Here is a 25,213-nt window from a genome sequence, read left to right on the forward strand (position 1 = left end):
GTGCCGGCCGCCACCGCCCTGCTGCCGCTGCTGGTCGCGGTGCCGATCCTGATGGCGTGTCTGCTGCTGGCGCTGGGCCATCGGCTGTCCCGGCCGCTCGCCAACGCGGTGGTGGTGGCCACCTCGGCGGCCTCAACCGGTGCCGCCGGTGTTGTGCTGGCCGCCGCGACCGGGCCCACCGTGGTGGCCTGGATCGGTGACTGGCGCCCGCGCGACGGCCTGGCCGTCGGCATCGCCCTGGCGGCCGACCCGCTCTCGGCGGGCCTCGCGGTCCTGATCGGCGCCCTGACCGGCTGCGCGGCGCTCTACAGTCGCCGTGGCCTCGATCAAGCCGGTGCCCGCTTCGACGCACTGCTGTTGATCTTCCTGGCGGCGATGAACGGCTTCGTCATGGCCGCCGACCTGTTCAACCTGTTCGTCTTCCTGGAACTGATGGGCGCAGTCGCCTACGCGCTGACCGGCATCAAGATCGAAGACCGGTCGGCGATCCAGGGCGCACTCAACTTCGGGATCATCCAGTCGCTCAGCGCGTGTGTGACCCTGATCGGCATCAGCATGCTGTATGCCCGCGTCGGTCAGCTCGGCATGGCTCAACTGGGCGCGGCGTTGCGCGACGGCCCGCCCGATGCGCTGGTGGTGGCGGCCTTCGTCCTGGTGTCGGCGGCGCTGGGAGTCAAAGCCGCGATCGTGCCGTTGCATTTCTGGCTGGCCGACGCGCACGCCGTCGCGCCCGCCGGGGTGTGCGTACTGTTCTCCGGCGTCATGGTCGAACTCGGGCTCTACGGGCTGTGGCGGGTGTACTGGGTGGTGTTCGCGGGCACCCTGCCGCCGGCGCTGATCAGTCGCGCCTTCATCGCCGCCGGGGTGCTGACCGCGGTCATCGGCTCGGTCATGTGCCTGGCGCAACGACACCTCAAGCGGCTGCTGGCCTACTCGACGATCGGCCACATGGGCTTGCTGCTGGTGGCCACCGCGACACTGACCCCGCAGGGGGTGGGCGGTGCGGCGGTGTATCTGATCGGCCACGCCGGAGCCAAATCGGCGCTGTTCTTGATCGTCGGGATCCTGCTGGACCGCCACCACAGCGTCGACGAATGGGAGCTGGCGGGGCGCGGTCGAGGCCAGCCGGTGCTGGCGGCTTGTTACGCGGTTGCGGCAGCGGCACTGGCCGGCCTGCCGCCGTTCGGTACCGCGCTGGGCAAATCCCTGTGCGAGGAGGCCGTGGGCAGCGGCTGGGGATCGGCACTGTTCCTTGGTGTTTCGGCGTGCACCGGCGGTGCGGTGCTACGGGCCGGGATCCGCTGCTTCACCGGTGTCGGCGGCCGAACCGAGCCGTCCGACGGCGGCGGGCGCACCACCCGGGGCGACGAGCAGCCCGACACCTGGCTGCAGCGGACACCGCCGAGCATGTACACCGCGGTCGGGCTGCTGCTGGCCGGTTGTCTGGCCGCCGGGGCGCTGCCCGCGGTCGCGCGCGGCGCCGACACCGCCGCACGCCGGTTCGTCGACGCCGGCGCTGCCACCGCCGCGCCCGGCTGGTCGGTGCTCGGCGCGGGGTTGGCTGTCCTGGGCTGCGTGGTGGCGGCGGGGGTGGCGGCCGCCGGGTTGCACCGCTGGCCCGCGGTGGCCCGCCGCACCGCGGAAGCCGTCACCGCGCCGGCGCTGGGCGCGCTGCGCGCAGCGCATTCCGGTCACATCGGCGACTATCTGGCGTGGATGTTCGCCGCGCTGGCGGCGTTCGCCGCCGCGGTGGGCGTGCCATTGACGTGGTAGACGGTGTAGGGCGCCCGGATCAGCGGCTGGGCGACATTGCGCACCGGAACACCGCCGGCGGTGCGGCCCGTCTCGGTCCCGGCGTGCGCGTGGCCGTGCACGGCGAGGTCGGCGCCGGCATCATCGATCGCCTCGGCGAGCAGGCACGAGCCCAGGAACGGATAGATCTCCGGCGGCTCGCCGTGCAGGGTGTCCGCCACCGGAGAGTAGTGCAGCAGCGCGATCCGGTAGTCGGTGTGCAGGCACCGCAGGCCCTCCCGCAACGCCACCGACGCGGTCTTGGTGGCGGCGACGAACGCCTTCATCTCCGGTTCGCCGAACGCGGTGGCACATCTGCCGGCGAACCCGCCGCCGAAACCCTTGACACCGGCGACGCCGACCCGCTGGTTGGCGACCTCAACGGTGTGGGTCTCGCCTTCGAGCACGACGACCCCGGCGTCGCGCAGCACGGCGGTGATCTGGTCCTGCTGGTTCTGGTGGTAATCGTGATTGCCGAGCACGCACACCACCGGTACCGGGCATGCGGTCAATTCGTCGGCGACCACGTGGCCTTCGGTAGCGGTTCCGTGGCGGGTCAGGTCGCCGGCGAGGAGCAGCATGTCGGCCCGGTCGTCGAGATCGTGCCAACGCATCGTGCCGCGCGAGTCCTCGCCCAGGTGGATGTCGCCTACCGCGGCTACCCGGATCACCCGGTCACCTGCTCGACGGGCTCGCACAGCTGGACCACTTCGATGTCGTTGACGACGGTGCGCGGTTGCACGATGCGCCGAACCGCGGTCTCGATCGTCGCTTTGCGTTGGGCTCCGTTGACTGAGCCTGTCAAACATACTGTGTCGGAGTCGATTTCGATCCCGATGCCCAGCTCGCCGATCTCCGGGTCTTCGGCCAGCTTGCGTCGTACGACGGCGATCAGATGAGCCGGCGCCTCAGCGGGCGCGGTGCGGTCGTCGTCGATTATGGACAGCCCGCACAGCAGCTGCCAGAACGCCTGGGCGAACGGTGAGTCCCGCAGCCGCCAGCGCAGCTGGGGCCAATCCACCTGTTCGCGCAGGATCCGTGCGACGACGAGAAGTTCGGCGTAATCGCAGCGGTGGCAGTCCAGCACCGCGAGCTTCTGCGCCATCAGGTCGGTCGCGCTGATGACGTGTGCGGTCATCGAACCGACCGGCAGCACCGGCGCGCGCGAAATCGTCTCGGCGCTGACCGCGGTGTCACCGAGGCGATGGATCAAGTCGATGAGCACGTCGCCGTCGAAGACTTTGAGCAGCCAGTCCTCCGGCGGCTGGAACCGCGACATGCCGATATCGGCGAGGGCGTCGGCTGCCCGCTCGGCATCCGACGGTTCGACGAGCAGGTCGATGTCGTGGTGGGAGTGCGGCCCGCCGCGGGCATACACCGCCGCTCCGCCGGCCAGGGCGAAGGGCACCTCGGCGCGCTGCAGTGCGCCGATGGCCCGGACCAGAGTGGTCAGAAACGCAGCCTCATCCATGTCCGGCCCACCCGTCGGCCAGGTCGGCGATCGGTGTCTGATCGAGGTGTAGCGCCAGATCTTCGGCGTTGTCGAAAACGGCGGTGGCGCCGGCGGTTTCCAACTCGGCGCGGGACACTCCGCCGCTGAGCACGCCGATGCTCGGCACTCCGGCGCGCAGGCACGCCTGCACATCCCAGATCGCGTCGCCCACAAAAACCGCCCGATCGGCGGTTGCTCCGATCCGGTCCAGGGCGATCCCGATGATGTCCGGTTCCGGTTTGGCGACGTCGACGTCGGCGGACGAGGTGACCGCGTCCACCAGATCGTCGCAGTTCAGCGCTTTGCGCAACAGGGCCAGCTCCTCTTCGGGCGCCGAAGAGGCCAGCACCACCGGCAGATCGAGCGCGGCGATGCGTTCCAGCAGCCGGCGGGCGCCCGGCAGCGGCGACAGCAACGCCGCCGACTCCAGGTAGTAGCGCGTGTGCAGGTCCTTGAGCCGCTGGCGGACGTCATCGGGCGCATGGTCGGAGAGCAGGCGCACCAACTCGGATCCGTCCATTCCGATGGCGCGGTGGATGCGCCAGGACTCCACCTCGATGTGCTGCTCGGCGAACGCGCGCCGCCACGCGTGCACATGCAGGTAGTTGGAATCGACCAAGGTGCCGTCGACATCGAACAACACAGCCGATTGGGCGGTCACGATCGGCCCCTCTCGTTTGCGGATGTCCTGGCTGGGATACCCACCCAGGGAATTCCCATACCGTCCCCAGGAGAGAGGACAAACACGGTGGCTACCGACGACCCCAAGCAGCGCCAGCTCGACCAGCACCGGATCGACCGGCAGTCCGGATACCTGACCACCCAGCAGGGAGTGCGGGTCGACCACACCGACGATGCGCTGACCGTCGGGGAGCGCGGGCCGACGCTGCTGGAGGACTTCCACGCGCGTGAGAAGGTCATGCACTTCGACCACGAGCGGATCCCCGAGCGGGTGGTGCATGCGCGCGGGTCGGGCGCCTACGGCTACTTCGAGCCCTACGACGATTCACTGGCCGAGTACACCGCGGCACGGTTTCTGACCACTCCGGGCACCAAGACCCCGGTGTTCGTGCGGTTCTCCACCGTGGCGGGCTTCCGCGGCTCGGCCGACACCGTGCGCGACGTGCGCGGGTTCGCCACCAAGTTCTATACCGAACAGGGCAACTACGACCTGGTGGGCAACAACTTTCCGGTCTTCTTCATCCAGGACGGGATCAAGTTCCCCGACTTCGTGCACGCGGTGAAGCCCGAACCGGACAACGAGATCCCGCAGGCCCAGTCCGCCCACGACACCCTGTGGGACTTCGTGTCGCTGCAGCCCGAGACGCTGCACGCCATCATGTGGCTGATGTCGGACCGCGCGTTGCCGCGCAGCTACCGGATGATGCAGGGCTTCGGGGTGCACACCTTCCGCTTCGTCAACGCCAAGGGACAAGGCACCTTCGTGAAGTTCCACTGGAAGCCCAAGCTCGGCGTGCATTCGCTGATCTGGGACGAATGCCAGAAGATCGCCGGCAAAGACCCCGATTTCAACCGCCGGGACCTGTGGGACTCCATCGAGGCCGGCCAGTACCCGGAGTGGGAGCTCGGGGTGCAATTGGTGCCCGAGAGCGACGAATTCAGTTTCGATTTCGACCTGTTGGATGCCACGAAAATCATTCCGGAGGAACAGGTTCCGGTACGCCCAGTGGGTAAAATGGTACTCAACCGCAACCCCGACAACTTCTTCGCCGAAACCGAGCAGGTGGCCTTCTGCACCGCCAACGTGGTGCCGGGAATCGATTTCACCAACGATCCACTGCTGCAGTTCCGCAACTTCTCCTATCTGGACACCCAGTTGATCCGGCTCGGCGGACCGAATTTCAATCATCTACCGATCAATCGGCCGGTGGCGCCGGTGCACACCAACCAGCACGACGGCTACAGCCAACACGCCATCCCGGTCGGTAAGTCCAGCTACTACAAGAATTCGCTGGGCGGCGGCTGCCCCGCACTGGCCGGGGACGACGAGGTGTTCCGGCACTACACGCAGAAGGTGGACGGCGACAAGATCCGCAAACGCGCCGCCAGCTTCGAGAACCACTACAGCCAGGCGCGGATGTTCTACCAGAGCATGTCAGCACCGGAGGCCGAGCATATCGTCGCCGCGTACGCCTTCGAACTGGGAAAATGTGAGACCATCGAGATCCGCCAGCGCGTCGTCGAGCAGCTCAACCGCATCGACCACGACCTGGCGAGTCAGGTGGCCGGCAAGCTGGGCCTGCCGGTGCCCAAAGAGCAGCCGCTTGACCAGGCCGCCGAGAAGGCACCTGTGTCACCGGCGCTCTCGCAGCTGCACAGCGCCACCCTTCCGCCGGACGCGCGGGGCAGCGCCAGCATCGAAACCCGCAAGATCGCGGTGCTGGCCGCCGACGGCGTCGACGTGGTCGGTGTGGAACGCTTCGTCGAGGCGATGCGCCGGCGCGGTGCCATCGCCGAAGTGCTGGCCCCGATCGCGGGCGGGGAGCTGGCCGGCGGCTCGGGCGGCCAGTTGAGTGTCGACCGGGCGATCACCACCATGGCCTCGGTGCTTTACGACGCGGTGGTGGTGCCGTGCGGTCCGGACGCGGTGCGCGCCCTGTCCGCCGACGGCTACGCGATGCACTTCATCACCGAGGCCTACAAGCACCTCAAACCCGTCGGGGCATTCGGGGCGGGCGTGGAGTTGCTGCCCAAAGCCGGCATCGCCGAACGGCTGGCCGAGGACACCGGCGTCACCGTCTCCACCGGAGTGGTCACCACAACCGCGGCGGCGGACGACCTCAACGACGAATTCTTCGACGCGTTCACCACTGAGCTGGCCAAGCACCGCGCCTGGGACCGCGCCGCCGATGCGGTGCCCGCCTAGATCGGGGGCACCGCGCGCAGCGGCCGGCCGGACTTCTGCACGTCGTCCAGGGCGTCGGCCAGCGACGCCACCAGGGGAAGCCGCGCCTGCGGGTCACAGATCCGCAGCACCGCCGACACCGCCGGGCTCGGTATCACCCTCAGCCGGGTCCGCGCGGCGGCACACCTGGCGCTGATCGACTGCAGGGCGGTAAACCCGACCGTGCCGATAAACGACAAATCGGCCAAGTCCAGGATCAGCCATTCGCAGCAGTCGGCGCAGCGCCTGGCGTAATCGGCGAACGGGCTTGCATTGGCTGCGTCGATTTCCCCGTCCGCGGCGACCACTGCTCCCGCCCGTCCCCAGTGCACGGTGAATTTGGCGGTGTGATTCCGCCACGCCTGGGTGGCTTCCGTTGCGGGAGTGGCGAAAGCGGTCCCTGAAGCGGGGGAAATCTTGCTGCTAGTCATCTGCGGCTCCATCAGTCGACGAATCGTGCTGTTGGATCACGTCAGCGCAAGCTCTTCGCGAGCGGCTTAAACACGGTGACGTTCAACTGCGGCTGTGAACTCAACCGGAGGAACCAGACGTTACCGAGGCGTGATCCGATTGGTAAAGGGATGAACCACAAATTCCGCAAAATCCCAGTGAAAGCTTAAGTTTCACATCGCACACAGCGAAGAACGCCCCGCCGACCATGCCGACATCATGAGATCGGCCAGTCGGTTCTCCACCGCGTCGCGGGCACGCATACCGAAAACCACATCGGCCTGCAGGTGCGGGTCCTGGCGGATCAGATCCTCGACCACATCTGTGCGCACCACCTGCTCGTGTACCGCGTCGGCCTCGACGTGTTCGGCGTAGAACGTCACGCACGGCTCGGGTGCGCCCATCCGCCGCAACGCGGCCACCAGGCGGCTGGACCCCGGCGGCGAGGTGATCTCCGTGGAGGCGAAATGCCCCACGGCGGCACCGCGCCACCTGCGGTGTAACCCGAACAACGACATCAGATTCACCACCGCGAGCGACTCGGCGGGCACCACGTCGAGGTAGGCGAGGTACTCGGCGTTCAGGCCGGCAGCGGTGAGCAGATCGGCGAAGAGCTGCTGGTGCACCCGTGGGCCGCGGCCGGCGCCGTACTCGTCGAACTCGACCGCGACAAAGGAGGCCTTGGCCTGGCCGGTCAGGCGGGGGATGGCCCAGGCATGCGGATCACCTTCTTTGAGGTGATACAGCGACCGGTGCACGAAGTACTCACGGGCCTGCTCCCAGGTGCCGTGGTCGCGCAGATACCACGAGGGGCCGCTGCCGTGCACGGGCTCGGTTGCGGCAGCAGCCATTTCGTCGCACGCGGTGGTGTCCGGCGGTATCGGTCCGACATCCTGCCGCACACTATTGAGGAACACGCGCTCCAACTCGGCGCGAAGGTCCAATAAGGTGGCGTCCCATTCCCAGTCCGGGTCCACCCCGGCGAAGCCGCGGTAATGCAGCTCGTAACAGACGTACAGGGCCAGGTGCAGGTCTCGGCCATACGGGTCCGCGCCGGCGGTGCGGGTGGCGAACCCCTCGGTGGCGCCCGCGGGCCGGCGCAGCAGCTCGCAGACCGCTGAGGACAGCGGGCCGCAGGCGACGGGCAGCGCGGGTTCGGTGCGGGTAGGTGCGATCGTCACGCTCGCGGGTACCCCGGGTAGGGCTGCGGCCAAACGGTGTCGGGGCGCCGTGGTCTTCGTTTCGGTGGTCGGCTGTTGGGTACCCGGGGTCCATGACACGGTTCGGCTACACCCTGATGACCGAGCAGAGCGGGCCCAAAGACCTTGTCCGTTATGCCGTTTCCGCTGAAGAACGAGGTTTCGACTTCGAGGTGTGCAGCGACCACTTCTCACCGTGGCTGACTTCGCAGGGCCACGCTCCGAACGCCTGGGCGGTGCTGGGGGCGGTCGCGCAGGCCACCGAACGGGTGGAGCTGTGCTCTTATGTCACCTGCCCGACGATGCGCTACCACCCGGCGGTGGTGGCGCAGCAGGCGGCCACGGTGCAGATCCTCGCCGACGGCCGATTCACGCTGGGCCTGGGCAGCGGGGAGAACCTCAACGAGCACATCGTCACCGGTGCCGGCTGGCCGAATGTCCGGCGCAGGCAGGCCATGCTCGGCGAAGCGATCAAGATCATCCGTGAGCTGCTGATGGGCGAGACCGTCAACCTGTGCGGCGACCACTTCCAGGTCGACCAGGCCCGGCTGTGGGACCTTCCGGAGATCCCGGTGGCACTGGCCGTGGCGGTGTCGGGCCGCAACGGCGTGGACCGATTCGCCACCGCCGCCGACGATCTGATCGCGGTGCAGCCGGATGCGGAACTGGTCCACGCCTGGCACACCGCGCGGCAGGCCTCCGGACTGGACGGCGGCCGGGTCATCGGACAGCTTCCGGTGTGCTGGGACCCCGACCGGGACGCCGCGGTGCAGCGCGCCCACCGGCAGTTCCGCTGGTTCGGCGGCGGATGGCTGGTCAACTCGGAGTTGCCGACGCCGGCGGCGTTCGCGGCGGCCACCCAATTCGTCACGCCGCAGGATGTCGCGGACGCGATCCCGTGCGGCCCGGATCTGGACGCCATTGTCGAGGCGGTGCGCGCCTACTCCGCAGCCGGTTTCACCGACATCGCGCTCATCCAGATCGGCGGGGAGACGCAGGAGGCTTTCCTGGCCAAGGCCGCGGAACCGCTGCTGGCAGCGCTGCGCGCCGCGGCGTAGCGGGGACTGCGAGCGCGGCGGACCCGGGGGAGGTCGCCGCCAGCAGCGCAGAGGGTTTTGCGCCCGTCCGCCGCGGGTATCAGGGACCCATGAGCGAGACCGAGCATCCGATCGATGAGGCGCGCACAACCCGGCCCCGGGCCGGGATGGTCTTCAAGGACCGCCGTGAAGCGCCGGGACTGGCCATGCTCGTGATGGCGGTGCTGGCGCTGGCGGGATTCGTCAGCGCGGTGGCACAGCATCACGCCGGCTGGTCGGTGGGGTTCGGGATCGCCGTCTTAGCGCTGGGGATCGGCGGCGCGGCCTGGATTTTCGTCGGTCGGAACCGCAGCGCACAGGCCTCCCGGGCCGGCAATCACCGTCGGGGTCAGGCCTAGCGCACCGGCGGCGAACCGGGAGACCGCGTCGGCCCCGGTGCGCGCCGCCTGCTCATGACTGGGGCGGCTGCGGGTCGCGATCGCGCCGCAGACCGGGTCCAGGGTCACCTCGGCCAGCAGCTCACCCGTGGTCGGTTCGCAGACCGCCCACAGATAACGCGTGTCATCGGCCCACCCGGTGACCGCCTGGGCTACGTAGTCCGGGTCGGTCTCACCGAGGTCGGCCAGTGCAGGACGGTCATCGACACGAGTGTCGGCCCGTGGCATCCGCAGATACCACGGGCCGGCATTGATCTCGACAGCTTCGATGAGGCCCCGCTACTTGATCTCGCAGAGCACGGTGCCCTGCGTGATGGCGGATCCGGCTTCGGCCGCCAGGCCGGTGATGACACCGTCCTTGTGCGCGGTGACGGGGTTCTCCATCTTCATCGCCTCCAGGACGACGACCAGGTCACCGGCGGCGACTTCCTGGCCCTCCTCGACGGCCACCTTGACCACGGTGCCCTGCATGGGCGCGGTCACCGCGTCACCGGACGCCGCCGCGCCGCCGTGGGCGCTGCGCTTGCGGGGCTTCGGCTTCTTCCTGATGGCCCCGGACGCACCGCCGGGAGCACCACCGCCGCCGAGCGCCAGGTCCCCGGGCAGCGAGACCTCCAGGCGGCGACCGCCGACCTCGACGACCACCTTCTGCCGCGGCTGGGCATCTTCTTCATCCAGCGGCTCGCCACCGGTGAAAGGTTCGATGTTGTTCTCGAACTCGGTCTCGATCCAGCGGGTGTGCACCGAGAAGCCGTTCTCGTCGCCGATGAACGCCGGGTCACGAACCACCACGCGGTCGAACGGGATGACCGTGGCCAGCCCTTCGACGTGGAACTCGTCCAGGGCGCGCCGGGCGCGCTCGAGCGCCTCGGTGCGGGTCGCGCCGGTGACGATCAGCTTGGCCAGCATCGAGTCGAACTGACCGCCGATCACCGAACCGGTCTCCACGCCGGAGTCCATCCGGATGCCGGGGCCGGTCGGCGGGTCGAAGCGGGTAACCGGGCCGGGGGCCGGCAGGAAGCCGCGACCGGCGTCCTCGCCGTTGATGCGGAACTCGATCGAGTGGCCGCGCGGCTCGGGGTCCTCGGTGAGGTCCAGCGTCTCGCCGTTGGCGATCCGGAACTGCTCACGCACCAGGTCGATGCCCGAGGTCTCCTCGGTGACGGGGTGTTCCACCTGCAGACGGGTGTTGACCTCCAAGAAGCTGATCAGGCCGTCCTGGCCGACCAGGTACTCCACGGTGCCGGCGCCGTAGTAACCGGCCTCCTTGCAGATCCGCTTGGCGGACTCGTGGATCTCCTTGCGCTGCGCGTCGGTCAGGAACGGCGCCGGGGCCTCCTCGACCAGCTTCTGGAAGCGGCGCTGCAGCGAGCAGTCGCGGGTGCCCGCGACGACGACGTTGCCGTGCTGGTCGGCGATGACCTGGGCCTCGACGTGGCGCGGCTTGTCCAGGTAACGCTCTACGAAGCACTCGCCGCGACCGAAGGCCGCAATCGCCTCGCGGGTGGCCGACTCGAACAGCTCGGGAATCTCTTCGAGCGTGCGCGCCACCTTCATGCCGCGGCCGCCACCGCCGAACGCGGCCTTGATGGCCACCGGCACACCGTGCTCCTTGGCGAACGCCACCACCTCGTCGGCGTCCTTGACCGGGTCCGGGGTGCCGGGCACCAGGGGAGCCTTGGCGCGGGCAGCGATGTGGCGCGCGGTGACCTTGTCGCCGAGGTCGCGGATCGACTGCGGGCTCGGCCCGATCCAGATCAGCCCGGCGTCGATCACGGCCTGGGCGAAGTCGGCGTTCTCGGAGAGGAAGCCGTACCCGGGGTGAATCGCGTTGGCGCCCGACTGGGCCGCGGCGTCGAGGATCTTCTCGAACACCAAGTAGGACTCGGCCGAGGTCTGCCCACCCAGGGCGAAAGCCTCATCGGCGAGCCGGACGTGGGGTGCGTCGGCGTCGGGTTCGGCGTACACGGCCACGCTGGCCAATCCGGCGTCGCGCGCGGCGCGGATCACCCGGACTGCGATCTCTCCGCGGTTGGCGACGAGCACCTTGGAGATCTTCGAGCTGGCATGGTTCGCCACTGGCCCTCCTGATGGCATGTATAAGAAATGTCTTTAAGAATCTAGCTTCAGGCAGTGTAAAGCGCGACCGCTGAACCTGTTCCAGTGCCCCTTACGCGGCGCGTAAATGCCGCTTGATGCGGGTCAACATGGCCGACATACCCCGTAGTCGCAGCGGGCTGATCAGTGCGGCCAGCCCGAGCTGTGACGCGAAATCCTCCGGCACGCCCAGGATGACGTCGGCCGGTTCGCCGTCGAGGCCGGCGGCCCAGATCGATGCGAAGCCGCGCGTCGTCGGCGCCTCGGGAGGCGCGCTGAAATACAGCCGCACCCGTTGCGGGTCGGCGGCATCGACATGCATAAACAACGGCGACTGGCACTCGGGTACCGGTTCCATGGCTGATTCGGTCAGCTCTTCGGGCAGTTCGGGCAGTTCGTCGGCGAATTCGATCAGCAGCTTGAGCTTGTCCTGGCCTTCGACTTCGGCGAAGTCGGACACCACCTGCGCCAATCCCTCCGGCAGGCTCATCAGCTGGCTGCGGCTCCCTGCGCTGCCGCGGGCGCAGCACCCGGCTCCGGGCCGTCGACGATCGGAACCCGCACGGTGTTGCCCCACTCGGTCCAGGAGCCGTCGTAGTTGCGGACGCCCTCCATGCCGAGCAGGTGGGTGAGCACGAACCAGGTGTGGCTGGAGCGTTCCCCGATGCGGCAGTAGGCAACTGGCTTGTCCCCGGGCTGCAGGAACCCGTAGAGCTCTTCCAATTCCTCGCGCTTGCGGAACCGGCCGGCGTCGTCGGCCGCCTTGCTCCACGGAATGGACACCGCGGTGGGGATGTGGCCGCCACGCAGCACACCCTCCTCCGGGTAGTCCGGCATGTGGGTGCGCTCGCCGGTGTACTCCTGCGGCGAGCGGACATCGATCAGCGGCTCGCGGCCGAGGATCTGCAGCACGTCGTCCTTGTAGGCCCGGATCGGGGCGTCGTTGCGCTGCACCACCGGGTAGCCGGTGGTCGTCTTCGACGGGACGTCCAGGGTGGTCTCGCGGCCCGAGGACACCCACAGGTCGCGCCCGCCGTCGAGCAGCCGGACGTCTTCATGGCCGAACAGGGTGAACACCCACAGCGCGTAGGCCGCCCACCAGTTGGACTTGTCGCCGTAGATCACCACGGTGTCGTCGCGGGAGATGCCCTTGCGGTTCATCAGGTCGGCGAACTGCTCCCCGGTGATGTAGTCCCGGACCGGCGCGTCGTTGAGGTCGGTGACCCAGTCGATCTTCACCGCGCCGGGAATGTGGCCGACGTCGTAGAGCAGCACATCCTCGTCGGACTCCACCACGACGAGACCGGATTTACCAAGATTGCCCGCGAGCCAGTCGGCGGTCACCAACCTCTCGGGGTGGGCGTAGGACTGCAGGGCGGGGCTGGGGTCGGCAGGCACTGGCACGTTGTCGAGCCTACCGTGCGAGAGCTCATCTCCGGGCCCGGTGGATCCGCTGTTCGGGCATGAGGTGTGACCGCACCGACGCGACGTTTGACCGGTCGGCCGGCGGGTATGCGCCCCGGAATGAACGGCGTTGTCGGCGCGGCCCGGCTGGCGAGGCTACACGGAGCGTTCAACGTGGTGGGCGGGCTCTGGCCGCTGTTACATCTGCGCAGCTTCGAGGCGGTGCTCGGACCGAAGGTCGACCGCTGGCTGGTGTACACGGTGGCAGGCCTGATGGTCGCTATCGGCACGGCGCAGCTGGCCTCCGCCACCGATGCCGCCGGCGTTCGCCAGGCCCGTCGGCTCGGCGTGGGCACAGCGCTCACGTTGGGCGGTGTGGACGCGGTGTACGCCCCGCGGGGCCGGATCAGCCGCGTCTATCTCGTCGATGCCGTCGCCGAGGTTGGCTGGCTGCTTGCCTGGGTAAGCACCTTGTTCAAGACACGTCCGGAGGTAACCCGGTAAGCCGCAGGGAGCGTTCCATGGCTGCACGCACCGCATTCGGAGTTGTTCCAGACATCGCCGGTGTCGCCAAGCACCAAGCGCAGGTCGTGCTCGGCAAGGCGGTCGAGGTGTTGCGGCGCCGGGAGCGACCACAATCGCTCACCATCGCGGGTGGCCTGGACGCGGCGAAGGAGTTCTTCCGCGACCCCGCCAGGCTCTCCGAGGTGCTCGGCGATATCGCCGAGGTGAAACAGACCGGTGCAGGACGCTTTCGCTGGGAATTCAGCGGCGGGCCGGCCAGCGGCGCCGGGTGGGACTCCGTCCTCGTCGAGGACGACCGGCGGATGCGCTTCGCCGATGTCGACACATCCCGCTCCCGCAGCGAGATCGTTCTCGATTTCGCCAGTGCGCCAAACGATATGGGCACCGAGGTGACTCTGCGGATCAAGGGCCCGATGCCCTCGCTGCTGTCCGGGGCGCTGGCGTTCAAGGCGCTGTATCGCGCCCGGGCGCTGCTGCAGGCCGGGGAGCTGCCGACGATCAGACACAACCCGAGCGCGCGCCGGTCCGCGCGATAGCCGCGGAGGAGAAACGTCATGCGAGCGCTGTGTTGGAACGGGGTCAACGACTTGTCGGTGGAGACGGTGCCCGACCCCGAAATCCTCAACCCGCACGACGCGATCATCAAGGTGAGCCTGTCGACCACCTGCGGATCCGATCTGCACTTCATCGACGGTTACCTGCCGGGGATGCGGGAAGGCGATGTCTTCGGCCACGAATTCATGGGTGAGGTCGTCGAGGCCGGTTCCCAGCTGAGCCAGCCCCGGGTGGGTGAGCGCGTCGTGGTCCCGTCGTTCATCGCCTGCAACCGGTGCTGGTACTGCCGGCACGACCTGTTCTCGCTGTGCGATACCACCAATCCCAATGCCGAACTCCAACAGCCGCTTTTGGGCTACCCAACCGGCGGCATCTACGGCTATACCCATCCGTTCGGCGGCTACCAGGGGTCTCATGCCCAATACATTCGCGTCCCGTTCGGCGACGCGAATTGCTTTGCGGTTCCCGACGATGTCACCGACGAGCAGGCCCTGTTCCTGTCCGATGCGGTACCCACCGGGTACATGGGTGCGGACTTCTGCGAGATCGACGCCGGTGACATCGTCGCCGTGTGGGGCGCCGGGGCGGTCGGGCTGATGGCCGCCCGTGGTGCGCTGCTGTCCGGCGCCGGTCGGGTCATCGTCGTCGACCGGATACCGGAACGACTTGCGCTCGCAGAGCGGCTCGGAGCCGAAACGGTCGACTATTCCGCCGTCGACAGCGTGCAGGAGGTGCTGCGCGAAAGCACCGGGGGACGTGGTCCCGACGCCTGCATCGACGCGGTCGGTATGGAGGGCCACGGCACCGGTCTTCAGCAGCTCTACGACCGCGCCAAACAGTTGCTGCGGCTGGAGACGGACCGGGCCACCGCCTTGCGTCAGGCCATCCTGGGCTGCCGCAAGGGCGGCATCGTCGCGGTGCTGGGGGTGTACGGCCTCACCGACAAGTTCCCCATGGGCGTGGTCACCAACAAAGGACTCACCGTGAAGTCGGCGCAGCAGTACGGCCAGCGCTACATCGCGCAGTTCTTCGACTACATCCAGCAGGGTGATCTGGACCCGGCCGCACTGATCACGCATCGGATGTCGCTTGAGGACGGGGTACGCGCCTACGACTACTTCAAGAACAAAAAGGACGGCTGCATCCGCGTGGTGCTGCAGCCCTAACCGCCGAGATTGCGGACCGCGGTGTTCAACGCCTCGGCTTGTTCCTCGAGTTCCCGCTCCGAGACCGACTGCCGTCCGCCGGTACGTTCGATCAGCTCATCGCGCGACGCGATGCGCAAGGCGCCGCGATACGCCGGTGAGTCCAGCTCGGCGGCGGTCACCGCCTCGACGCGGCCTTCGATCAATACCAGTACGGTGTCGGGCTCGCGCGCGGCGAGCAGTCGCCGTACGTCGTCTGCGCAGATGTCCATCACCCGCACTGACTTCCCCGTCGGGGCGTTGCCTACACCGGATTGGCCGCCCACAGTGCGGCGACGGACAGGCCGGCCCCGGCGAGCAGCGACCGCAGCAACGGCAGGCTGATCCCGATGACACTGGACGGGTCGCCGTCGACGCCGTCGATGAACCAGCCGCCCAGACCGTCCAGGGTGAAGCCGCCGGCCACCCGTAGCGGCTCGCCGGTGGCCAGGTAGGCCTCCAGGTCGTCGTCGGTGGGTGTTCCGAACCGCACCCCGGTGACCACTGTTTCGGCAGCCTGATGGCGTATCGCGTTGTCGCGCAACCAGATCAGGCTATGGCCGGTGTAGAGCTGTCCGGCGCGCCCAGCCATGAACTGCCATCGGCGGCGGGCCTCGTCCACCGACGGGGGCTTACCGGCCAACACGCCGTCGATGTAGAGCATCGAATCGCAGCCGATCACCACGCAATCGGTCGCTACGGCTGGATCCAGACGGGCCGCGACGTCTTCGGCCTTGGCTCGCGCCAGGGCCTGCACGACGTCGGCGGGTCGGGCCTCGGGGCCCAGGCCCGCTGCCACGGCGTCCTCGTCCACCCCCGAGACCACCACCAGCGGGTCGACTCCGGCGCCGCGCAGCACGGCCAACCGGCCCGAGGAGGCGGACCCGAGGACCAAGCGCGGCGTCGTCACCGGCGCGGCTTGCGGCGCCGGTTCCTCGGCCTCGCTGGCGCTCGGCGTCGTCACCGGCGCAAGTGAGTGCGCTCCAGCAGGGTCACCCGTTGCCAGCTGAACAGCGGATACCGGAGTTTGTCCACCGGGTGCCCCCACATATTGCGATCCGGCGGGCCGGTTTCAACAGCACCGCCGCCGGCCGCGCCGAGCACCGCGACCAGCGCCGCGAGCTCTTCGTCGGTGGGGTTGCCCTTGAGGACCTGGATGTGCGGCTCGGCGGCTGCGGCAGCCTCCGGGGTGATGGCGCCGCTCTCGTCGCCGGCTGCGCTCGCGCCGCTCACAGGGGGATGTTCCCGTGCTTCTTGGGCAGCGGCTGGACGATCTTGCGTTCCAACAGCCGCAGCGACGTCGCGATGTAGCCGCGGGTGTGCGAGGGCGGGATCACCGCGTCGACATAGCCGCGCTCGGCGGCGACGTACGGGTTCACCAGGGTGTCTTCGTACTCCTGCTGCAACTGCAGGCGCAGCGCGTCGACGTCTTCGCCGTTCTTCGCGGCTTCCGCCAGCTGCTGGCGGTAGACGAAGCCGACCGCGCCGGAAGCGCCCATGACCGCGATCTGGGCGGTCGGCCAGGCCACGTTGACGTCGGCGCCCATCTCCTTGGAACCCATCACGCAGTAGGCACCGCCGTAGGCCTTGCGGGTGATCACGGTGATCTTGGCGACGGTGGCCTCACCGTAGGCGTAGAGCAGCTTGGCGCCGCGCCGGATGATGCCGTTGTACTCCTGCTCGGTGCCGGGCAGGAAGCCGGGCACGTCGACCAGCAGCACGATCGGGATGTTGAAGCAGTCGCAGGTCCGGATGAACCGGGCGGCCTTCTCCGAGGCGTTGATGTCCAGGCAGCCGGCGAACTGAGTGGGCTGGTTGGCCACGATGCCCACCGTGCGCCCGTCGACGCGGCCGAACCCGACGATGATGTTCTGGGCATAACCGGCCTGCACCTCGAGGAACTCGTCGTCGTCGAGGATCCGGGTGATCACCTCGTGCATGTCGTACGGCTGGTTCGGCGAGTCCGGAATCAGCGTGTCCAGTTCGAGGTCCTCGTCGGTGAGGTTGTCCTCGATGGCGCCGTCGGGCGCCGGCACCGCGTAGTGCGGCGGGTCGGCGTAGTTGTTCGGCGGCAGGTAGCTGAGCAGGTCGCGCACGTACTCGAAGGCGTCCTGCTCGCCGGAGGCGACGTAGTGCGCGGTGCCGGACTTGCCCATGTGGGTGTGCGCGCCGCCCAGCTCCTCCTGGGTGACGTCCTCGCCGGTGACGGTCTTGATCACGTCGGGGCCGGTGATGAACATCTGCGAGGTCTGGTCGACCATCACGATGAAGTCGGTCAGGGCGGGGGAGTACACGTGACCGCCGGCGGCCGCCCCCATGATCAGCGAGATCTGCGGGATCACCCCGGAGGCGCGGATGTTGTTGTGGAAGATCTTGCTGTACAGCCCCAGCGAGACCACGCCCTCCTGGATGCGGGCGCCGGCGCCGTCGTTGATGCCGATCAGCGGCCGGCCGGTCTTCATGGCCAGCTCCTGGACCTTGACGATCTTCTCGCCGTACACCTCGCCGAGGCTGCCGCCGAACACGGTGGCGTCCTGGCTGAAGATGCAGACCTCGCGGCCGTCGATGGTCCCGTAGCCGGTGACCACGCCGTCGCCCAGCGGCCGCTTCTCGGCCAGGCCGAAGTTGGTGCTGCGGTGCTTGGCCAGCGCGTCGAGCTCGACGAACGACCCCTCGTCCAACAGGGCGAGGATGCGCTCGCGGGCGGTCAGCTTGCCCTTGGCGTGCACCTTCTCCACCGCGGCTTCACCCACCGGGTGCAGGGTTTCCTCGGTCCGACGCTTGAGGTCGGCAAGCTTGCCTGCGGTGGTGTGGATGTCGACGACGTGCTTGGCCTGGGCTTCTACCGTGGACTCCCCGGAGTGCTCCGTAACACTGGTCATAAGAAATGATCTTAATCGCGGAGCATCGGTTCTCCCGACCGGACCCGGTTAGCCCGACTTTGCCCTCGTCGCCGTGGTGGGGAGGACCTGATCGGTGCGCGGCTGAGGTCGCAGCAGGCGCGGCCGGCCGTGGCGGCCGATCGTTCGAACGCACGTGCCCTCGGCGCTGCGCCCAGGGCGGGGTAACCGAACCAAAACCGTTGTTACGCAAGCAATATATGTGGCTGGTGGGACGCGGTTTATCGCTTCGGTGTCAGCGGGTATGCGGCGGTGATGAAGCCCCGCATCGCGATCACCCATCCGGACCGGGTGCTCTTCCCGGCCTCGGCCACCCACGAAGCGATCACCAAGGGCGACCTGATCGACTACTACGCCGAACTGGCGCCGGTGATGGTGCCGCACCTGGACGGCCGTCCGCTTACGCTGACCCGGTTTCCCGGCGGCATCGACGAGGAAGGGTTCATCCAGCAGAACTTCGCCACGTCGTTGCCGGACTGGATGGACCGGGTCGAGGCCCCCAGAAGGTCCGGTGCGGGATCGGTCGTGCATCCGGTAGTGGGCCGCGACGAGGCGCTGGTATGGGCGGCCAACCAGGACTGCGTCACGCTGCACGCCTGGCTGTCCCGCCGGCCGCAGCTGGACACGCCGGATCGGCTGGTGTTCGACCTGGACCCCGACGACGACGATTTCGCCGTGGTCCGGGCCACCGCCCGCGCGGTGGCCGATGTGCTTCAGGAGCTGGGCATGACGCCCTACGTGCAGACGACGGGGTCGCGGGGACTGCATGTCGTCGCACCACTGCGGGGCAGCGCCGACTTCGACACGGCTCGCGGGTTCGCCCGCGCCATTGCCGGCCGCGTCGTCGCCGACGACCCGCTGCATCGCACCAGCGAAATCCGCAAGGCCGGCCGCGGCGGCCGGGTGTATGTGGACGTGATGCGCAACGCCTACGGGCAGACAGCGGTCGCGCCGTACGCGGTCCGGGCGCGCCCGGGCGCGCCGGTGGCCACCCCCCTGGAATGGGACGAACTCGACGTGCCCGGCATGCGGCCGGATGGGTTCACCCTGCGTGAGGTGCCCAAGCGGATGTCCGAGCGCGGCGACCCGTGGGCCGACATGCATCGGCACGCCTGCGCGCTGGCCCCGCTGCGAGACCGCCTGGCCAAGCTGGGCGCGTAGCTCAGGCCACGGCCGTCCCGGGTTCGGGGCCCGGCTCGGGTGGTTCGGTGACTTCGGTGACCTCCTTGACGAAGTCGCCGATGTAGCGGATCGCGCGCCGACCCTCAGGGAGAACGTCGGCGGCTAGCGGGAAATCGTGAATCTGGCCGTCCCACAAGTGCAGATCGCAGGGCACACCCGCGGCAGCGAGTCGCTGCGCCATGACCTCGGCGTCGGGCAGCAGCAGTTCGTCGGAGCTGGCGTGGATGGTGACCGGCGGCAGTGCCGATAGGTCGGCGTCCACCGGCGAAATCACTTGGGCGCGACGGAGATAGCGGGTGAACGCCGGCAGTGCCCCGCGGGGGAACATCGCACACCGGTAGGCGTTGCGGTGCCGCATCTTTGCCGTCGGATCAGCATCGGTGAAAGGCGAGACCGTCGCTATGCCAGCAGGTTTCGCAATTCCGGCCTGCAGGGCGGCCAAGGTGGTCATGAACGCCAGATATCCACCGGCGGAGTCACCGGCGACGACGATCTGCTCCGGGTCATACCCGCGTCGGATCAGCCAGCGCAACCCGCTCAGACCGTCGTCGATCGCGTCAGATATGCGGTGCGACGGCAACATTCGGTAGTCGATGTTGACCACGCAGGCGTCCGCGGCGCGGGACAGTCGTGCCACCAGCGAACGGTGGGTGTTGAGCCCGCAGGTCAAGAACGCGCCGCCGTGCAGGTAGAGAATCGCCCGCTGCGCCGGTATCTCCGCGGCCTGAACCCGTTCCGCGGCACAGTGTCCCAGCCGGAAGGGTTCGACGGTCACTGTCGGTCGATAGGGTACCCAGCCGGCGAACCGGTCAACCGACGCGAGCGGCCACGCGAGATCCGGCCGGATGGCCCACGCGCGCACCACGTTCTTGACGACGAATCGGCTGGCCAGCGCGACCGCCACCGATTGTGCACTGTGACGACGGTGAATTCGCCGCTTGAGCCCCCTGGTGACCATTCGATCTCCTCCTCCACCACTTCGGGTACCCTGCGCTCGGGCGTTTCAACCGGCGCGGCGACGGCACCGGCCCTAGGCTGGCGAAATGAACTTTGCGCCGCCGCTTGACGCCACCGTGTTACGTGACCAGCTCGTCGGGCCGGGTCAACCGTGGCGGGCGCTGGATGTGGTCGCCGAAACCGGGTCGACCAATGCTGATCTGTTGGCCCGCTCGGCTGCAGGCGAGGACATCGACGGTGTGGTGCTGCTGGCCGAACACCAGACGGCCGGCCGCGGGCGGCACGGCCGGCACTGGGTGGCCCCGCCGCGCAGCCAGCTCGCACTGTCGGTCGGGGTCGCCGCGGACACGGTGCCGGCGGCGGGATGGGGCTGGCTGACGCTGGCGACCGGGGTCGCGGTGGCCGATGCGCTCGCCGAAACCTCGGGCCTGCAGGTCGGCTTGAAGTGGCCCAACGACGTCATCGTGGGCGAGGGCAAGTTGGCCGGCATTCTCGCCGAGGTGGCTGCGCCCAAACAGCTCATCGTGGTCGGTCTCGGCCTGAACGTGACCATGACCCCGCAGGAGGCGCCCGATCCGGCGGCGGTCTCGTTGGCCATGCTCGGCGCCTCGGTACTCGACCGGAATCTCTGGGCCGACAAGGTGCTTCGGCACCTGGCGGGCCGGATCGCGGCCTGGCGGGCGGCCGGCGGGGCCGACGACGCGCTGGCGGCCGACTACCGGCGGCACAGCTGCACGCTGGGCGTCCGGGTGCGCGCCGACATGCCCGGAGATCAGCGGGTCGAGGGCCTCGCGGAGGCGATCGACGACACCGGCCGGCTGGTCATCAACACCGGTACCGAAACGGTCACCGTGTCGGCCGGTGACGTCACCCGGCTGCGGCCCGAGGACCCCCGGCGCTAGGACACCACCGTGGGCTATCCGGACAACGTCCTGGCCGAGGACGAACAGGTGGTGCTGCACCGGCACCCGCACGTCAAACGCCTGATCGGGCCGGTGCTGGCCCTGCTGTTGGCGACCGCCTGCGCCGGTTTCGCGTCCGGGCTCGTCAACCCGCGAGCCTGGGACCCGAACGCCAAGAACGTGGTCTTCGGGGTGATCTGGGCGATCTGGCTGGTGGTGGTCGGCTGGCTGGCGCTCTGGCCGTTCCTGACCTGGCTGACCACGCATTTCGTCGTCACCGACCGGCGCGTGATGTACCGGCACGGGCTGCTGACCCGCAGCGGAATCGACATTGCGCTGGCACGGATCAACAGTGTGGAGTTCGTCCACGGGCTGATCGACCGGATGCTGCGTACCGGGACGCTGATCATCGAGTCGGCGTCACAGGAACCGTTGGAGTTCTACGACATTCCGCGCGTGGAACAGGTCCACGCGCTGCTCTATCACGAGGTCTTCGACAACCCGTCGTCCGCTGCGGGCTGATGCCGGGCCGGGCGGCGGAACAGGGTCACCACACCGGTGTCCGGGCCGCCCTCCAGCGTGTCTTCTCGTGCATCCTCCAAGGCCTCGGCGAGCGCGCCGTCCTCGAGCGTCGCGCCCAGCGCCACGTCCGCGCTGCGGGCGAACTCGTCGGGGAAGACCCAGCGCCGGAACGCCCAGAACCGGAACGCCATCTGCAGCAGGTTGCCGACGATGTACGCCGAGATGAAGTCGGCGATGTTCTCGAGGGTCAGCGACACCATCGGCGCCCGCAGCTGCAACACGTAGCTGGAGAACCACAGCGGCGCCATCGACAGCAGCACGCCGACGCCGCTGACCCCGAAGAACAGCAGTGCCTCGTGATGACGCTCCCGGCCACCCCGGTCCTTGAAGCTCCACTCCCGGTTGAGGATGTAGGACGCGATCACCGCGACGATGCCGGAGATGACCTTGGCGGTGACCGGCTTGGGCTCCAGAACCGTCAGCTTGAGCGTGTAGAACAGCGCCGAGTCGATGACGAAGGTGGTCGCGCCGACAATGGCGAACTTGATCAACTCGTGGTGGCGTTCGGCCAGTGGCCGGATCACCCGCGGCAGGCGAGCGATCGTGGCGTCGGTAAAAGACACAAGTTGCCAGTGTACGGACTCCGCCTGATCGGCGCTTAACGACTGGATAACGACGCAGAGGGCCGACGTGACACGATATTGCCCGTGTCTGTGCCGTCCACACCCCCGCCAGCGCCGCCGGAGAGCGGGCGGTGCCCCCTGGTCGCCATGGTCGGCGGCGGTCAGCTGGCCCGGATGACCCATCAGGCCGCGATCGCACTGGGCCAGCGGCTGCGGGTGCTGGCCGGCGCGGCCGACGAGCCGGCCGCCCAGGTCACGCCCGACGTGGTGATCGGCTCGCACACTGATCTCGATGACCTGCGCCGCGTGGCCTCCGGGGCCACCGTGCTCACCTTCGACCACGAGCACGTGCCGGGTGCGCTGCTGGACAAGCTGGTCGCCGAGGGTGTCAACGTGGCGCCGCCGCCGGCTGCGCTGCTGCACGCCCAGGACAAACTGGTGATGCGTCGCAAGCTGGCCGCGTTGGGCGCACCGGTGCCGCGGTTCGCTGAGATCGAGACGCCGCAGGCGGTCGACGAGTTCGCCGCGCTGACCGGTGGCCCGATGGTGATCAAGGCGGCCCGCGGCGGCTACGACGGGCGCGGGGTGACGATCGTCGACGACGCGGCCGCCGCCCGTGCCGCCGCGGCCGACTACCTGGCCGCCGGGGTACCGGTGCTGGCCGAAGAGCGGGTCGCGATGCGCCGGGAGCTCTCGGCGCTGGTCGCCCGGTCACCGTTCGGCCAGGGCGCGGCCTGGCCGGTGGCGGAGACGGTGCAGGACGACGGGATCTGTGTGACGGTGATCGCGCCCGCACCCGACCTGTCGGCCGAATCAGCCGCTGCCGCACAGCAATTGGCGTTGCAGCTGGCCGAGGAGCTGGGCGTGGTGGGGGTGCTGGCCGTCGAGCTGTTCGAGACCACGGGCGGTGAGTTGCTGATCAACGAGTTGGCGATGCGGCCGCACAACTCCGGGCACTGGACCATGGACGGTGCGGCCACCAGCCAGTTCGAGCAGCATCTGCGCGCGGTGTTGGACTATCCGCTCGGCGCCACCACCCCGGTGGTGCCGGTGACCGTGATGGCCAATGTGCTCGGCGCACCCGAACCGCCGGCGATGACGATGGACGAGCGGCTGCACCACCTGTTTGCCCGCTATCCCGACGCACGCGTGCACCTCTACGGCAAGGACGAGCGGCCCGGCCGCAAGATCGGGCACGTCAACCTGCTCGGTGATGACGCGACGGCGTCGGTGAAGCTGCGTGAGCGGGCCGAAAGCGCGGCACACTGGTTGGCACACGGGCAGTGGACAGATGGATGGAATGCACATGGCTAACAGCCCCCGGGTCGGCGTGATCATGGGCAGCGACAGCGACTGGTCGGTGATGGAAGACGCGGCTCTCGCGCTGGCCGAGTTCGACATCCCGTTCGAGGTCGGCGTGGTCTCGGCGCACCGCACCCCGCAGCGCATGTTCGACTACGCCCGCAACGCCGCCGACCGCGGCATCGAGGTGATCATCGCCGGGGCGGGCGGTGCCGCCCACCTGCCCGGGATGGTGGCGTCGGCCACACCGCTGCCGGTGATCGGGGTCCCGGTTCCGCTGGCCCGGCTGGACGGTTTGGATTCGTTGCTGTCGATCGTGCAGATGCCGGCCGGGGTGCCGGTGGCCACGGTTTCGATCGGCGGCGCACGCAACGCGGGTTTGCTGGCGGTGCGCATTCTGGGCTCCGCCGACGCGGCGCTGCGGGCCCGGATGACGGCGTTCCAGGATCAGTTGGCCGATCTCGTGCTTGCGAAGGACGCCGCGCTTCAAGGTAAAGTTACCGGCGAGTAGCTTAGGAGGCTGTGATGGCTGGGTGGGCCGGGAATCCGTCGTTTGATCTGTTCAAACTTCCCGAGGAGCACGACGAGTTGCGGGCGGCGATTCGGGCGTTGGCAGAGAAGGAGATTGCTCCGTATGCCAAGGAGGTCGATGAGCAGGCGCGGTTCCCCGAGGAGGCGCTGGCGGCGCTGAACGCCTCGGGGTTCAATGCCGTGCACGTGCCCGAGGAGTACGGCGGGCAGGGTGCGGACTCGGTGGCGGCCTGCATCGTGATCGAAGAGGTCGCCCGGGTATGTGCGTCGTCGTCGTTGATTCCGGCGGTGAACAAGCTGGGCACCATGGGGTTGATCCTGGCCGGTTCCGAGGAGCTCAAGGCGCAGGTGTTGCCGGGTCTGGCCGCCGGTGAGGTGATGGCTTCCTACGCTTTGAGTGAGCGGGAGGCCGGCAGTGACGCCGCGTCGATGCGCACCCGCGCCAAGGCCGACGGGGATGACTGGATCCTCAACGGGTCCAAGTGCTGGATCACCAACGGCGGCAAGTCCACCTGGTACACCGTGATGGCGGTGACCGACCCGGATCTGGATGCCAGCGGCATCTCGGCGTTCATGGTGCACATCGATGACGAGGGCTTCACCATCGGGCCCAAAGAGCACAAGCTGGGCATCAAGGGCTCACCGACGACCGAGCTGTATTTCGAGAACTGCCGCATCCCCGGTGACCGGATCATCGGCGAGCCCGGGACCGGGTTCAAGACGGCGTTGCGGACCCTGGATCACACCCGCCCGACCATCGGCGCCCAGGCCGTCGGTATCGCGCAGGGGGCGTTGGACGCGGCGATCGAATACACCAAGGACCGCAAGCAGTTCGGCAAGAACATCGCCACGTTCCAGGGGGTGCAGTTCATGCTCGCCGACATGGCGATGAAGCTCGAAGCCGCCCGGCTGATGGTGTATTCGGCCGCCGCACGCGCCGAGCGCGGCGAGACCGAGCTGGGTTTCATCTCCGCGGCGAGCAAGTGCTTTGCCTCCGATGTGGCCATGGAGGTCACCACCGATGCGGTGCAGTTGTTCGGCGGGGCCGGTTACACCACCGATTTCCCGGTGGAGCGGATGATGCGTGACGCCAAGATCACCCAGATCTACGAGGGCACCAACCAGATCCAGCGCGTGGTGATGAGCCGGCACCTGCTGCGCTGAGCGACTCGGCGCTAACCCGAAGCCGATGGCGACCACCTCAACTAAGTTGAGGGC

Annotated in this window: 27 protein-coding genes; 12 read left to right on the forward strand and 15 right to left on the reverse strand. The window is 68.5% G+C overall.

Going from position 1 to position 25,213, the window contains the following annotated elements; translation table 11 throughout:
* Positions 1-1,773 (forward strand): complex I subunit 5 family protein, encoded by a 1,773-nt coding sequence (locus tag AC5Y4Q_RS03840; protein ID WP_499958037.1) that lies wholly within the window; start codon positions 1-3, stop codon positions 1,771-1,773.
* Here the strand turns inward: AC5Y4Q_RS03840 and AC5Y4Q_RS03845 are convergent.
* From AC5Y4Q_RS03845 to AC5Y4Q_RS03855, 3 genes are read right to left on the reverse strand one after another with little or no spacing between them, the layout of a single operon-like run.
* Entirely contained in the window at positions 1,704-2,462 is a 759-nt protein-coding gene (locus tag AC5Y4Q_RS03845; RefSeq protein ID WP_064921766.1) for a metallophosphoesterase family protein, read from the reverse strand. The two genes, AC5Y4Q_RS03840 and AC5Y4Q_RS03845, sit on opposite strands and share 70 nt — an antisense overlap.
* Complete coding sequence (locus AC5Y4Q_RS03850; protein ID WP_064921765.1) at positions 2,459-3,262, reverse strand: nucleotidyltransferase; 804 nt, start codon at positions 3,260-3,262, stop codon at positions 2,459-2,461. Before AC5Y4Q_RS03850 ends, AC5Y4Q_RS03845 begins: the two co-directional genes overlap by 4 nt.
* Positions 3,255-3,944 (reverse strand): HAD family hydrolase, encoded by a 690-nt coding sequence (locus AC5Y4Q_RS03855; protein WP_499958040.1) that lies wholly within the window; start codon positions 3,942-3,944, stop codon positions 3,255-3,257. Before AC5Y4Q_RS03855 ends, AC5Y4Q_RS03850 begins: the two co-directional genes overlap by 8 nt.
* An 87-nt stretch (positions 3,945-4,031) precedes the next feature.
* On the opposite strand from AC5Y4Q_RS03855, the gene AC5Y4Q_RS03860 reads away from it, so the two are divergent.
* Positions 4,032-6,170: a catalase gene (locus AC5Y4Q_RS03860; protein WP_499958042.1), complete on the forward strand. Its 2,139-nt coding sequence runs from the start codon at positions 4,032-4,034 to the stop codon at positions 6,168-6,170.
* On the opposite strand, the gene AC5Y4Q_RS03865 is transcribed toward AC5Y4Q_RS03860, so the two are convergent.
* Both AC5Y4Q_RS03865 and AC5Y4Q_RS03870 read right to left on the reverse strand, forming a co-directional pair.
* Positions 6,167-6,619, reverse strand: coding sequence for an STAS domain-containing protein (locus AC5Y4Q_RS03865; RefSeq protein WP_065019128.1), 453 nt, complete (start codon positions 6,617-6,619; stop codon positions 6,167-6,169). The genes AC5Y4Q_RS03860 and AC5Y4Q_RS03865 overlap by 4 nt on opposite strands.
* A gap of 192 nt (positions 6,620-6,811) precedes the next feature.
* Positions 6,812-7,819 carry an iron-containing redox enzyme family protein gene (locus AC5Y4Q_RS03870; protein ID WP_064921761.1) on the reverse strand — a complete coding sequence of 336 codons (1,008 nt, stop codon included), beginning with the start codon at positions 7,817-7,819 and terminating at the stop codon, positions 6,812-6,814.
* A gap of 92 nt (positions 7,820-7,911) precedes the next feature.
* On the opposite strand from AC5Y4Q_RS03870, the gene AC5Y4Q_RS03875 reads away from it, so the two are divergent.
* A complete protein-coding gene (locus AC5Y4Q_RS03875; RefSeq protein ID WP_064921760.1) occupies positions 7,912-8,895 on the forward strand; it encodes a TIGR03557 family F420-dependent LLM class oxidoreductase in 984 nt (327 codons plus the stop codon).
* A gap of 278 nt (positions 8,896-9,173) precedes the next feature.
* Here AC5Y4Q_RS03875 and AC5Y4Q_RS03880 read toward each other — a convergent pair whose 3' ends face one another.
* The 4 genes from AC5Y4Q_RS03880 to AC5Y4Q_RS03895 form a co-directional block, all read right to left on the reverse strand.
* Positions 9,174-9,581: a hypothetical protein gene (locus tag AC5Y4Q_RS03880; RefSeq protein WP_064921759.1), complete on the reverse strand. Its 408-nt coding sequence runs from the start codon at positions 9,579-9,581 to the stop codon at positions 9,174-9,176.
* A gap of 9 nt (positions 9,582-9,590) precedes the next feature.
* Positions 9,591-11,390: an acetyl/propionyl/methylcrotonyl-CoA carboxylase subunit alpha gene (locus tag AC5Y4Q_RS03885; protein WP_064921758.1), complete on the reverse strand. Its 1,800-nt coding sequence runs from the start codon at positions 11,388-11,390 to the stop codon at positions 9,591-9,593.
* A gap of 91 nt (positions 11,391-11,481) precedes the next feature.
* Entirely contained in the window at positions 11,482-11,898 is a 417-nt protein-coding gene (locus AC5Y4Q_RS03890) for a SufE family protein (protein WP_064921757.1), read from the reverse strand.
* Complete coding sequence (locus tag AC5Y4Q_RS03895; protein WP_064921756.1) at positions 11,898-12,812, reverse strand: sulfurtransferase; 915 nt, start codon at positions 12,810-12,812, stop codon at positions 11,898-11,900. Before AC5Y4Q_RS03895 ends, AC5Y4Q_RS03890 begins: the two co-directional genes overlap by 1 nt.
* Before the next feature lie 120 nt (positions 12,813-12,932).
* On the opposite strand from AC5Y4Q_RS03895, the gene AC5Y4Q_RS03900 reads away from it, so the two are divergent.
* Genes AC5Y4Q_RS03900 through AC5Y4Q_RS03910 form a run of 3 tightly spaced genes read left to right on the forward strand, consistent with a single transcriptional unit; the run spans position 12,933 to position 15,058 of the window.
* Positions 12,933-13,316, forward strand: coding sequence for a hypothetical protein (locus tag AC5Y4Q_RS03900; RefSeq protein ID WP_064921755.1), 384 nt, complete (start codon positions 12,933-12,935; stop codon positions 13,314-13,316).
* Positions 13,317-13,333: 17 nt separating this feature from the next.
* Positions 13,334-13,873 (forward strand): SRPBCC family protein, encoded by a 540-nt coding sequence (locus tag AC5Y4Q_RS03905; RefSeq protein WP_064921754.1) that lies wholly within the window; start codon positions 13,334-13,336, stop codon positions 13,871-13,873.
* An 18-nt stretch (positions 13,874-13,891) separates the two neighbouring features.
* Positions 13,892-15,058: a zinc-dependent alcohol dehydrogenase gene (locus AC5Y4Q_RS03910; protein WP_499958046.1), complete on the forward strand. Its 1,167-nt coding sequence runs from the start codon at positions 13,892-13,894 to the stop codon at positions 15,056-15,058.
* On the opposite strand, the gene AC5Y4Q_RS03915 is transcribed toward AC5Y4Q_RS03910, so the two are convergent.
* The 4 genes from AC5Y4Q_RS03915 to AC5Y4Q_RS03930 are packed head-to-tail and all read right to left on the reverse strand — an operon-like array spanning position 15,055 to position 17,958.
* Positions 15,055-15,309, reverse strand: coding sequence for a hypothetical protein (locus AC5Y4Q_RS03915; RefSeq protein ID WP_065019126.1), 255 nt, complete (start codon positions 15,307-15,309; stop codon positions 15,055-15,057). The genes AC5Y4Q_RS03910 and AC5Y4Q_RS03915 overlap by 4 nt on opposite strands.
* Before the next feature lie 32 nt (positions 15,310-15,341).
* Positions 15,342-15,986 carry a Maf family protein gene (locus tag AC5Y4Q_RS03920; protein WP_125224399.1) on the reverse strand — a complete coding sequence of 215 codons (645 nt, stop codon included), beginning with the start codon at positions 15,984-15,986 and terminating at the stop codon, positions 15,342-15,344.
* A 50-nt stretch (positions 15,987-16,036) separates the two neighbouring features.
* A complete protein-coding gene (locus AC5Y4Q_RS03925; protein WP_064921751.1) occupies positions 16,037-16,309 on the reverse strand; it encodes an acyl-CoA carboxylase subunit epsilon in 273 nt (90 codons plus the stop codon).
* Entirely contained in the window at positions 16,306-17,958 is a 1,653-nt protein-coding gene (locus tag AC5Y4Q_RS03930; RefSeq protein WP_064921750.1) for an acyl-CoA carboxylase subunit beta, read from the reverse strand. The genes AC5Y4Q_RS03925 and AC5Y4Q_RS03930 overlap by 4 nt, the downstream gene beginning before the upstream one ends.
* A 273-nt stretch (positions 17,959-18,231) precedes the next feature.
* On the opposite strand from AC5Y4Q_RS03930, the gene ligD reads away from it, so the two are divergent.
* The gene (gene ligD, locus AC5Y4Q_RS03935; protein ID WP_207515977.1) at positions 18,232-19,137 is read left to right on the forward strand and encodes a non-homologous end-joining DNA ligase; all 906 of its coding nucleotides are present in this window, start codon (positions 18,232-18,234) and stop codon (positions 19,135-19,137) included.
* A gap of 1 nt (position 19,138) precedes the next feature.
* Here the strand turns inward: ligD and AC5Y4Q_RS03940 are convergent, their stop codons facing one another.
* Positions 19,139-20,116, reverse strand: coding sequence for an alpha/beta hydrolase (locus AC5Y4Q_RS03940; protein ID WP_125224341.1), 978 nt, complete (start codon positions 20,114-20,116; stop codon positions 19,139-19,141).
* A gap of 85 nt (positions 20,117-20,201) precedes the next feature.
* Between AC5Y4Q_RS03940 and AC5Y4Q_RS03945 the strand changes: the two genes are divergently transcribed.
* Both AC5Y4Q_RS03945 and AC5Y4Q_RS03950 read left to right on the forward strand, forming a co-directional pair.
* Entirely contained in the window at positions 20,202-21,017 is an 816-nt protein-coding gene (locus tag AC5Y4Q_RS03945; RefSeq protein WP_064921747.1) for a biotin--[acetyl-CoA-carboxylase] ligase, read from the forward strand.
* Between the two features lie 9 nt (positions 21,018-21,026).
* Positions 21,027-21,539 (forward strand): PH domain-containing protein, encoded by a 513-nt coding sequence (locus AC5Y4Q_RS03950; RefSeq protein WP_064921746.1) that lies wholly within the window; start codon positions 21,027-21,029, stop codon positions 21,537-21,539.
* On the opposite strand, the gene AC5Y4Q_RS03955 is transcribed toward AC5Y4Q_RS03950, so the two are convergent.
* Positions 21,500-22,162, reverse strand: coding sequence for a GtrA family protein (locus tag AC5Y4Q_RS03955; protein WP_125224342.1), 663 nt, complete (start codon positions 22,160-22,162; stop codon positions 21,500-21,502). The genes AC5Y4Q_RS03950 and AC5Y4Q_RS03955 overlap by 40 nt on opposite strands.
* Before the next feature lie 84 nt (positions 22,163-22,246).
* Here AC5Y4Q_RS03955 and AC5Y4Q_RS03960 point away from each other — a divergent pair, with 84 nt between their 5' ends.
* The 3 genes from AC5Y4Q_RS03960 to AC5Y4Q_RS03970 are packed head-to-tail and all read left to right on the forward strand — an operon-like array spanning position 22,247 to position 25,159.
* Complete coding sequence (locus AC5Y4Q_RS03960) at positions 22,247-23,476, forward strand: 5-(carboxyamino)imidazole ribonucleotide synthase (RefSeq protein WP_125224343.1); 1,230 nt, start codon at positions 22,247-22,249, stop codon at positions 23,474-23,476.
* Positions 23,469-23,975, forward strand: a complete 507-nt coding sequence (gene purE / locus AC5Y4Q_RS03965; RefSeq protein ID WP_065019125.1) for a 5-(carboxyamino)imidazole ribonucleotide mutase — start codon at positions 23,469-23,471, stop codon at positions 23,973-23,975. The genes AC5Y4Q_RS03960 and purE overlap by 8 nt, the downstream gene beginning before the upstream one ends.
* Positions 23,976-23,989: 14 nt before the next feature.
* Positions 23,990-25,159 (forward strand): acyl-CoA dehydrogenase, encoded by a 1,170-nt coding sequence (locus tag AC5Y4Q_RS03970; protein WP_064921742.1) that lies wholly within the window; start codon positions 23,990-23,992, stop codon positions 25,157-25,159.
* Positions 25,160-25,213 lie beyond the last annotated feature (54 nt).

The organism is Mycobacterium sp. NGS16 (assembly GCF_059813225.1).

Bases quoted from the DNA above. Each gene is read 5' to 3' on its own strand.
- AC5Y4Q_RS03850 (WP_064921765.1), bottom strand. From the start codon at position 3,262: ATGGATGAGGCTGCGTTTCTGACCACTCTGGTCCGGGCCATCGGCGCA.
- AC5Y4Q_RS03865 (WP_065019128.1), bottom strand. From the start codon at position 6,619: ATGACTAGCAGCAAGATTTCCCCCGCTTCAGGGACCGCTTTCGCCACT.
- AC5Y4Q_RS03875 (WP_064921760.1), top strand. From the start codon at position 7,912: ATGACACGGTTCGGCTACACCCTGATGACCGAGCAGAGCGGGCCCAAA.
- AC5Y4Q_RS03890 (WP_064921757.1), bottom strand. From the start codon at position 11,898: ATGAGCCTGCCGGAGGGATTGGCGCAGGTGGTGTCCGACTTCGCCGAA.
- AC5Y4Q_RS03900 (WP_064921755.1), top strand. From the start codon at position 12,933: ATGAACGGCGTTGTCGGCGCGGCCCGGCTGGCGAGGCTACACGGAGCG.
- AC5Y4Q_RS03905 (WP_064921754.1), top strand. From the start codon at position 13,334: ATGGCTGCACGCACCGCATTCGGAGTTGTTCCAGACATCGCCGGTGTC.
- AC5Y4Q_RS03910 (WP_499958046.1), top strand. From the start codon at position 13,892: ATGCGAGCGCTGTGTTGGAACGGGGTCAACGACTTGTCGGTGGAGACG.
- AC5Y4Q_RS03915 (WP_065019126.1), bottom strand. From the start codon at position 15,309: ATGGACATCTGCGCAGACGACGTACGGCGACTGCTCGCCGCGCGCGAG.
- AC5Y4Q_RS03930 (WP_064921750.1), bottom strand. From the start codon at position 17,958: ATGACCAGTGTTACGGAGCACTCCGGGGAGTCCACGGTAGAAGCCCAG.
- ligD (WP_207515977.1), top strand. From the start codon at position 18,232: ATGAAGCCCCGCATCGCGATCACCCATCCGGACCGGGTGCTCTTCCCG.
- AC5Y4Q_RS03940 (WP_125224341.1), bottom strand. From the start codon at position 20,116: ATGGTCACCAGGGGGCTCAAGCGGCGAATTCACCGTCGTCACAGTGCA.
- AC5Y4Q_RS03945 (WP_064921747.1), top strand. From the start codon at position 20,202: ATGAACTTTGCGCCGCCGCTTGACGCCACCGTGTTACGTGACCAGCTC.
- purE (WP_065019125.1), top strand. From the start codon at position 23,469: ATGGCTAACAGCCCCCGGGTCGGCGTGATCATGGGCAGCGACAGCGAC.
- AC5Y4Q_RS03970 (WP_064921742.1), top strand. From the start codon at position 23,990: ATGGCTGGGTGGGCCGGGAATCCGTCGTTTGATCTGTTCAAACTTCCC.